Below are 9571 nucleotides of genomic sequence, written 5' to 3'. Positions count from 1 at the left end.
CACTTTTAATAAGCCCTTGAGCATCAATCACAGCATCATATTGCTCACTTTTCAGTTCTTGCAAAAAATGTTGCCACTCTATCCAAGTAGAACGCTTACATAAATTTTTTCGCCAACGACGAATGGCGACAGGAATAATTTTATTAACAATAGGATGCCAAGTCGGAATTTCAGCAAAATTTTCTTCAACAACCCAATCTACACTCAAATTAGGAATTGTATTTTGCATATCAGTTAAGGCAGGCAAAGTGTGTAATACGTCGCCCATTGAGGAGGTTTTTACAATTAGAACTTTCATTTTGATAAATAACAAGCGGTGATTTTTACAAAAAAATTTACAAAAACAACCGCTTGTAGTGGGTTTATGCTAATAATGCTTGGAGTTTTTCTATTACCATTTGCGGCTCAATATCAATCAAACTTTGATGATACCCTTCTGCTCCATCGCCTTTGCGGATTTTAATTAACCCACCTTCAATCAAGCGGATAATCACCGCATTTTTAGCCAGTGGCGGCGTATATTGTGGGCTGGTTGGACCGTAGAGGGCAACCAACGGTTTATTTAGGGCAGCAGCAATATGCATCAACCCCGAATCGTTACTCACAACCGCTTGGCAATCGGCAATTAAATCTACCGCTTGGTTTAAATCTGTTTGCCCGGCTAAATTTAAGCAATAACGTTGTAAATTTTCAGGCAGAGATAAGCGGATTTGTTCACTAACTTCTTCATCTTTTTTTGAGCCAAATAAACGCACAGAATAGCCTTGTTCAATCAACATTTTAGCAAGTGCTGCATAATGGTAATGTGGCCAACGTTTTGCCGGTCCAAATTCCGCCCCCGGGCAAAAACCGATTGCAGGACGGTTTTCTGCATAGCTTAATTGCTTCTCAAATTTTGCTTTGGTTTGCTCAATTTCTTGGCTATCGGTTTTCAAGTAAGGGTAAGCAATCGGCAATTGTTCAGCGTGAGGAATAACACCTTGTTCAAAGGCTAACGCAACATAACGTTGAACCATCATCGGATAATCATTTTTATTTGAGCGAAGATCATTTAAGAAAAAATATCTACTTTCGCCTTTCCAGCCTCGACATGTTGCAATTTTCGCAAAAAACGGAATAAAGGCAGATTTCAATGAATTTGGTAACACTATTGCCATATCATATTGATTTCTCAATGATTTTCCGAGTTGATAACGCTCACATAGGCGAAATGAACCGTGCCCAATCGGCATTGAAATGGCTTTCCGTACCTCAGGCATTCGAGCTAACAGCGGACGACACCAATCCGGAGCCATTACATCAATTTGACAATTTGGATATTGCACTTTGAGTTGTTGATAGAGTGAATGAGACATCATCATATCCCCCACCCAAGAAGGACCGATAACTAAAATATTCATTTGCAAAATTCTCTTAAAAATCATTAACAATCCTTGTAAGGATTGTTCACAGCTTCGCTGCAATTGGCAAAGCCAACGCCCCAAAAGCGATGCTTTTTGTTCTCGCTTGTTATTGTTTTACACAATTTTCAGCAAGATTTTTTTTCGTTGTATTATATAAAAATGCTTTGCCATTACGCATTTCGTGCCACGTCCAGCGAATATTCGTGTATTTTTTACCATCTTTGGTTACTGCAGGGGAAAGTTGATGAGTCGAACCTTGAAAATTAACCATAATAGTTTCTTTTTTTGTTGTATTCCTTGTAACTCTTTGGCGTTCAACCTCAACTTTTTTATTGTTTTTACAAAGATATAGATTGATTTCTGTCGCTTTCTCGACCTGCTTAATCACAGTTTTAGCAGGTTCTGCCACTTTTTGTACTTTTTCAACTTGCTCAACAGGCGGAATAATCTCGGTTGTACAAGCTGCTAAAGAGCCTACCGATACCGCCAAAACAATAAATTTATAGGATTTGGAAAATAAGTTCATATACTCCTCCTTAAAAACAAAGAAGCAACGCTTGTAGCGTTGCTCTTATTTCCTCATTATTTAAAAGTATAGCTACCGTTTGCTTGGCGTGTAAATTTACCACCTGAGCCAATGCTCATTTCAACCACACGGTTATTTTTATCTAAATGAACAGTTACTCGTTCACCCACTTTTAAATTACTTACTACATTATTTACTTTACTCATCGCATTCACATCTGAGATATTTAAATTATTATCACGGAATACCTGCATTAACGATACACCTTTTGGCACTGTCATTGTTTTAGTAGATACTGCTGCCGAAGCTGTATTTGTTTTAGCTAATTCAGATTTTACAGGTGCTTTTTCTGCCGGTTTAGCCACTACTTTTGCCGGCTCTTTTTGTGCCTGTACTACAACACGCTCAGCTTTAGGCTGCTGTTTTGGAGTAGTTTCAGGTTGGAATATTACGCTACCCTCTGTTTTTGGCTTGATTGCAGGCTGTGCAACTACAGGTTTATTCTGAACAGGCTTAACTGCTACAGGTTGCTCAGCAACAGGAGCTTGTGTTGCCTGTGGCTGATTATTTTGCACTTGATTAGAAGCCGGTTGTTCAGTTTGACTTGGTGCTACTGCAGCTGTTGCCTCTTGTTGTGCTTGCGACTGAGTTTCTTGAGCTTGAGCCTGTTCTTGTGATTTAGCTGCTTCTTGCTCCGCACGAGCTTGTTCTTCCGCTCGTTTTGCTTCTGCCTCATCTACCGGACGGAACTCAATTGGTAAACTACCACCTTGTTGCGATTGCAACTCTTCCACCGTTTCAGGCGTACGTGGTTTTAATAGGAAAAATAACACTAATAATGCTAAACCTAATAATGCTACTAATAATAAACGACGTGTTTTAGGTGGCATTTTCGCTTTAATATCTTTTGTTTTTGCAGTCGCCACAGCTGCCGTAGCTGCTAAGGTTGCCCCTGCTGCAGTTGCTGCTGCATTTGGAATAATACGCTCAGTAGTAAAACTTTCTTGAGCAGGCTTAACCGCTTCAGGTTCTACATTTTCACTTATTTCAATAGGTTTAGTCGTTATTGCTGATGTAGTTTCTACAGAGATATTTTCTTCCACATCATTCAATACTCTCTCCGTATTCTCTGAGCTAGGGGTAAATTGAAATTCTTTTGTTGATTTAGCTGTAAATACATCTGCTGTTTTATCTTCCACTGTCGCATCAGGTCTTTTCATAATTGGCGTAAATGTATGAGCAGGTGCTTTTGTTGAATGTAGAGAAACATAAGGTTTGTTATGTTGTGATTCTATTTGAGCTGACTCTACCTTTTCATTTTCTTGATTAGGAGTTAAAGGTTCGCCAAAAACAGGCTCTTTACGAAAGTTATTTTGTGTCATATTTATTCCAAAAATAATGGGAGTTAATTCATATAAAAATGCCGTTATTCTAAATCAATTCACGGTTTATTTGAATTTATTTGAATAAATTTACACAATATAGCGGTCATTTTTCATAAATTTTTTGCAAATTGTTGTAATCTCGCTTAATTTCAGACCAAATGCAAGCTAATAAGTTTAGCTTTTTCTATTTTTTCGATCTGTGTCGAAAAATTCATTTTTGCTACTTGCCGTCATTTTAATTCACTTTTACTCTTCTCCTTGAATTTTCACAACCAAAAGGAAAGCCTATGAAAATCATCAAAGCACTAAGTTTAAGTTTGTTACTGGGTTTGTCTTCTTACAGCTTGGCACAAACCGCTGAAACCGCTAAAGTAGCAGAAACAGTACCTACTCAAGCGGTGGAGCAAACGACTACTCAAATTCAAACCAGTACTAATACGGTCAATATCAACACTGCAACAGCTGCGGAAATTCAAGATAAATTAGTTGGCATCGGTGCAAAAAAAGCCCAAGCAATTGTCGATTACCGTACCAAAAACGGCAATTTCAAAAGCGTGGAACAGCTAACCGAAGTATCCGGCATCGGGCAGGCAACCTTAGAGAAAAATCGAGCTAATATTGTTTTAGAGTAAGGTTTTAATAGCAGCCAAGGATATGTTGAAGTGGGCAAACCTACAAAGCCCCTATCTGTTTTTTCTTTGTAGCCACTTCAACATCTTTAATTTTTTTATCTATTTTGCATTGTATTTGCTATACTTCGCCCTCATTTAAAAACAGACTTCAGTTTTTAATCAAAAAAAGGAAAACGCAATGCAATTAAAATCATACCCTACTCCGACTTATTTACAGCGTGTAAAAATTGCTCTGCATTACTTATTGCCACAGTTAGCAATTACCAGAACCGCAGGTTGGTTAGCGGAACAAAAATGGGGAGCAGTTACTCACTTCATTATTAAATTATTTGCCAAGCAGTACAAAGTGAATTTATCTGAAGCAGTAAAAACCGAGCCTTCAGATTACGCTACATTTAACGAATTTTTTATTCGTGAATTAAAAGAGGGCGTTCGTCCTATTAATAATGATTTAAATACTATTTGCCTTCCGGCAGACGGTAAAGTAAGCGAGTCAGGCGAAATTTCTGATAACCGCTTATTACAAGCAAAAGGTCATCACTTTACGTTAGAAACCTTATTAGCTAATGATGAAGAAATGGCGGCAAAATTTAAAGACGGCACATTTATTACCACTTATTTATCGCCAAGTGATTACCACCGTGTGCATATGCCGTGCGATTCCACCTTACGTAAAATGATTTATGTACCGGGTGAATTATATTCGGTAAATCCATTTTTAGCGGAACACGTTCCAAACTTATTTGCTCGCAACGAACGTGTAATTTGTGAATTTGATACCGCATTCGGACCAATGGTACAAATTTTAGTGGGTGCCACCGTTACTGCAAGTATGAGTACCGTTTGGGCAGGTGTGATTAACCCACCTCGAGCTGATGAAGTAGTCGTTTGGAACTATGAAACCGAAGGTGAAAAAGCGATTAAATTACGAAAAGGTGAGGAAATGGGTGCATTCCGTTTAGGCTCAACAGTAATTAATCTTTTCCCTAAAGGAACGGTACATCTCAACCCAGCCTTGATTGCAGGAATGAAAACTCGAATGGGAGAAGAATTAGGTAGACTGATTTAAATACTCATTAGCCCTTTAAAACTGAATATACTATTTAGCTTTAAAGGGCTTTTTTCATAACCAAATCATCTAGCTCATTCCAATAAAATAAAACCTACTATTTCACTAAGCCTTTCATTTATGCTATTGTTCTACCGATTTATAAATTAAATAAGGATAGATAATGAAGCTACAACAACTTATCCGAGAAAATCATTTAGGATTACTGTTTCAACAAGGAAATTTTGGTTTAGAAAAAGAGAGCCAACGTGTTGATATCTTTGGTAATATTGTTACCACTCCACATCCAGCCGTATTTGGCAATCGTTCTTACCACCCTTATATTCAAACTGATTTTGCAGAAAGCCAGTTAGAACTTATCACTCCTCCAAATGCGAAATTAGAAGATAGTTTTCGTTGGTTATCGGCAATACACGAGGTAGTTTTACGCTCTTCGCCGGAAGATGAGTACATTTTTCCTTTAAGTATGCCTGCCGGTTTACCGCCGGAAGACCTGATTCAAGAAGCACAATTTGATAACCCCGAGGATGTGAAATATCGTGAACATCTGTCTGCTACCTACGGCAAATATAAGCAGATGGTTAGCGGTGTGCATTATAACTTCCAACTTTCGCCGGAATTTGTGCAAAAAGCCTTTGCATTGCAAACGGAATACTCGGATCTAAAAACCTACCAAAACGCACTTTATATGAAGTTGGCGAATAACTTCTTGCGTTATCAGTGGATCTTGCTCTACTTGCTTGCTGCCACGCCAACGGTGGAATCGCAATATTTTTACGAAAAATCACCGCTTGCAACGGGGCAATTAGTACGTAGCTTGCGTTCAAGTCCTTATGGTTATGTCAATTCAGCTGATGTTCAAGTCAATCACGACAACCTTGAAAGCTATGTGGAAAGCCTTGAGGATCAGGTGGCGAAAGGCTTGCTGATTGCGGAAAAAGAGTTCTACTCAAATGTGCGTTTACGTGGCGGTAAAAAAGCCCGTGATTTATTAGAAAATGGGGTGAAATATGCCGAGTTCCGTCTATTTGATCTCAACCCTTTCTCCCCTTACGGCATTACGTTGGAAGATGCGAAATTTATCCACACATTCTTGTTGGGAATGTTGTGGCTAGAGGAAGCAAGCGGTCAAAAAGAGGTAGAAATAGGCAAACAGAAACTTTACCAAGTAGCTCTCGAAGATCCAAGAGCGGAAACCGCTTTCCGTACCGAAGGTGAGGTAATTTTAAAGCATATTTTAGCGATGTTAGAAGATCTTGGTTCAAATGAAGAAAGACTTGCTCTTGTGCGTGAAAAATTAGCTCAGTTTGCTGATCCAACGAAAACAGTTAATGGACGTTTACTAAAAGCCATCGAACAATTCGGTAACTATAAAGCACTAGGAGCAAAACTCGCTCAAGAATACAAAGCCCAAGCTTTTGAGCGTTTTTATGCGTTATCGGCATTTGACAATATGGAGCTTTCCACCCAAGCCCTCTTCTTTGATTTGATCCAACAAGGTATAAGCACGGAATTATTGGACGAAAACGATCAGTTCCTTGCTCTGAAATTTGGCGATCACTTGGAATATGTGAAAAACGGCAATATGACCAGCCACGATCAATACATTTCGCCACTCATTATGGAAAACAAAGTGGTAACGAAAAAAGTGCTGGCGAAAGCCGGTTTCAACGTGCCGAAAAGTGTGGAATTTACCACGCTCGAAGAGGCTGTGGCTCACTATCCGCTGTTTGAGGGCAAGGCAGTAGTAATCAAGCCAAAATCCACCAACTACGGTTTAGGCATCACCATTTTCCAACAAGCGGTCAAAAATCGGGAAGATTTTGCAAAAGCGGTGGAAATTGCGTTCCGTGAAGACAAAGAAGTGATGGTGGAAGATTATTTGGTCGGCACGGAATACCGTTTCTTTGTGCTGGGCGATGAAACCCTCGCCGTGCTTCTGCGTGTGCCTGCTAATGTGGTGGGGGACGGCGTGCATTCCGTCAAAGAGTTGGTGGAGCTGAAAAATGCTGATCCGCTACGAGGGGACGGTTCACGCAGTCCGTTGAAAAAAATCGCTTTGGGCGAAATCGAACAATTACAATTGAAAGAGCAAGGCTTAACGGTAAATTCCGTGCCGGCGAAAGGTCAAACCGTTCAGCTGCGTGCCAATTCCAACATTAGTACCGGTGGTGATTCGATTGATATGACCGATCAAATGCACGAGAGCTATAAACAAATTGCGGTAGGAATTGCTCACGCTATGGGAGCAAAAGTCTGCGGTGTCGATCTAATTATTCCAGATCTCACAAAACCTGCCGAGCCATATCTCGGCTCTTGGGGCGTAATTGAAGCCAACTTCAATCCAATGATGATGATGCATATTTTCCCATATCAAGGGAAATCTCGCCGTTTAACCAAAGCAGTAATTAAAATGCTGTTTCCGGAAATAAGTAATTAAAATTCTTATTATCTATTCAAGAGGAGCCGTTGATTAATCAATGGCTCTTTATTTATACATCAGCACTCCAATTATATTTTACTTCGCACAAAACCACTCCAAATAAAGAATGAGCATATAACAAAAATGAAGAATACCCGTAACATTTTGTTATTAAAATGTTATAAATAAATCACAATAAAGCTAATTAACAAACAAAAAATATCTTTATATGTGATATAGATCACACTTCCATAATTAATACATTGCGTGAAATAATTATCATATTAAAATCACACTCCAGTAATAACCTAAATACCTCTAAGGAGTAACAAATGAGCATTGCTATTATTATAGCAACCCATGGTGTTGCTGCGGAACAACTCCTCAAAACGACGGAGATGTTAATTGGTGAGCAAGAAGATGTGGCATACATTGACTTTGTTCCCGGTGAAAATGCAGAAACGATTATGGGTAAATACCAAACATTAATTGATGGACCATTATCACATTGTGATCAAGTTCTATTTCTTGTGGATATGTGGGGAGGAAGCCCCTTCAACGCGGCTAATCGCTTCCAAGATGGTAAAACAGGAATGGATGTTGTTGCCGGTGTTAATATCCCAATGTTAGTCAATACCTGTATGGCTCGTGATGATGTTGAATCACTAGAAGAGCTTGTTGAAGTAGCATTAGAAGCTGGCTCAACAGGAATTCGTTCATTAAACCATCAACCTGAGGTTGCTCAAGCAACTACTCCAACTCAAGAACAAGAAACATCTGTTACCCAACAATCTGAAATTGTCGATGATGGTCGCCGAATGACTATTGCTCTTGCCCGTATTGATGATCGTCTAATTCACGGACAAGTAGCAACTGTTTGGACAAAAGAAAGCAAGGTAAATCGTATTATTGTCGTAAATGAGGGTGTTGCAAAAGATAGCGTTCGTACAACGATGTTAAAAAGTGTAGCTCCTCTTGGTGTTACAGCACACGTTGTTGATGTACCTAAAATGATCCGTGTCTATAACAATCCTGAATATGCAGATGACAGAGTGATGCTTCTCTTCACTAATCCTAGCGATGTGCTGGAACTTATCGAAGGTGGTGTTCCGCTTACGTCCATTAATGTTGGAGGCATTTCTCATAAAGAAGGGAAAAAAATGGTCAGCCACGCTGTTGCCGTTGATCAGAAGGATATTGAGGCTTTCAAAGCTATTGACACTAAAGGTGTTGAGTTGGAAGTACGTAAAGTCTCAAGTGATAGCCGTCAATATATGATGGATTTATTAAAAAAACATAATTTAATCTAAAGGAAATCAATATGGAACTCTCAGCATTACAAATTGTGCTTTTATTCCTCGTTGCCTGTATCTCCGGTATGGGTTCAATTCTTGATGAATGGCAAACTCACCGCCCGCTAATCGCTTGTACGATGATAGGATTAGTGTTAGGCGATGTTACAACTGGTGTTATTGTAGGTGGTTCATTAGAACTATTAGCATTAGGCTGGATGAACATTGGTGCAGCAGTTGCTCCTGATGCAGCTCTTGCCTCTATTGTTTCAACCATTCTTGTCATTGTTGGTAAACAAGATATTTCAACAGGTATTGCTATTGCAATCCCACTTGCAGCAGCAGGTCAAGTATTAACTTATATTGTACGAGCTATCACTGTTGGTTTCCAACACGCAGCGGATAAATCAATAGAAGATGGTAACTTAAACCGCCTAGATTGGCTACATCGTGGTGCATTACTCCTACAAGCAATGCGTATTGCTATTCCAGCACTAATTGTTGCTCTAACAGCAGGTACAGATGCAGTACAAACGATGTTAAACGCTATTCCTGAAGTTGTAACAACAGGGCTCAAAATTGCAGGTGGCTTTATTGCCGTAGTCGGTTATGCGATGGTGATTAATATGATGCGTGCCGGTCATTTAATGCCGTTCTTCTTTGCCGGTTTTGTGATTGCAGGTTTTACTGATTTTAACCTTGTAGCACTTGGTGTACTAGGTACTGTAATTGCAATGCTGTATATCCATATGCACCCAAAATACAATAAAAGCCAACAAGTAGTAGTAACTACTACACCGAAAAATGATTTGGACAACCGTTTAGACTAAGAGGGCATTCAA

The 9571-nt window shown here is 39.3% G+C and carries 8 protein-coding genes and 1 pseudogene; 5 read left to right on the top strand and 4 right to left on the bottom strand.

Features of this window, described 5'->3' with window-relative positions; genetic code table 11:
- From ACJHV0_RS04050 to ACJHV0_RS04035, 4 genes and pseudogenes are all read right to left on the bottom strand, one after another.
- Positions 1 to 298: pseudogene (locus ACJHV0_RS04050) on the bottom strand (lipopolysaccharide heptosyltransferase 1); the annotation flags it as partial.
- Positions 299 to 362: 64 nt separating this feature from the next.
- Complete coding sequence (gene waaF, locus ACJHV0_RS04045; protein ID WP_483133438.1) at positions 363 to 1400, bottom strand: lipopolysaccharide heptosyltransferase II; 1038 nt, start codon at positions 1398 to 1400, stop codon at positions 363 to 365.
- Between the two features lie 109 nt (positions 1401 to 1509).
- Positions 1510 to 1929, bottom strand: a complete 420-nt coding sequence (locus ACJHV0_RS04040; protein ID WP_334253445.1) for an MliC family protein — start codon at positions 1927 to 1929, stop codon at positions 1510 to 1512.
- A 56-nt stretch (positions 1930 to 1985) separates the two neighbouring features.
- A complete protein-coding gene (locus tag ACJHV0_RS04035) occupies positions 1986 to 3311 on the bottom strand; it encodes a LysM-like peptidoglycan-binding domain-containing protein (protein WP_483133437.1) in 1326 nt (441 codons plus the stop codon).
- A gap of 290 nt (positions 3312 to 3601) precedes the next feature.
- On the opposite strand from ACJHV0_RS04035, the gene ACJHV0_RS04030 reads away from it, so the two are divergent.
- The 5 genes from ACJHV0_RS04030 (at position 3602) to ACJHV0_RS04010 (ending at position 9559) form a co-directional block, all read left to right on the top strand.
- Positions 3602 to 3946, top strand: coding sequence for a ComEA family DNA-binding protein (locus ACJHV0_RS04030; RefSeq protein WP_334232413.1), 345 nt, complete (start codon positions 3602 to 3604; stop codon positions 3944 to 3946).
- Positions 3947 to 4124: 178 nt separating this feature from the next.
- A complete protein-coding gene (gene asd, locus ACJHV0_RS04025) occupies positions 4125 to 5015 on the top strand; it encodes an archaetidylserine decarboxylase (RefSeq protein WP_334232412.1) in 891 nt (296 codons plus the stop codon).
- Between the two features lie 163 nt (positions 5016 to 5178).
- The gene (gshAB, locus tag ACJHV0_RS04020; protein WP_483133436.1) at positions 5179 to 7455 is read left to right on the top strand and encodes a bifunctional glutamate--cysteine ligase GshA/glutathione synthetase GshB; all 2277 of its coding nucleotides are present in this window, start codon (positions 5179 to 5181) and stop codon (positions 7453 to 7455) included.
- 314 nt (positions 7456 to 7769) lie between these two features.
- Positions 7770 to 8747, top strand: a complete 978-nt coding sequence (gene manX, locus ACJHV0_RS04015; protein WP_283386425.1) for a PTS mannose transporter subunit IIAB — start codon at positions 7770 to 7772, stop codon at positions 8745 to 8747.
- A gap of 11 nt (positions 8748 to 8758) precedes the next feature.
- A complete protein-coding gene (locus ACJHV0_RS04010; RefSeq protein WP_025235266.1) occupies positions 8759 to 9559 on the top strand; it encodes a PTS mannose/fructose/sorbose transporter subunit IIC in 801 nt (266 codons plus the stop codon).
- Positions 9560 to 9571 lie beyond the last annotated feature (12 nt).

The sequence above is a fragment of the Mannheimia sp. genome (genome assembly GCF_056854775.1).
Note: the sequence above shows the minus strand (reverse complement) of the source record. Positions and strands in the feature narration are given on the sequence as shown.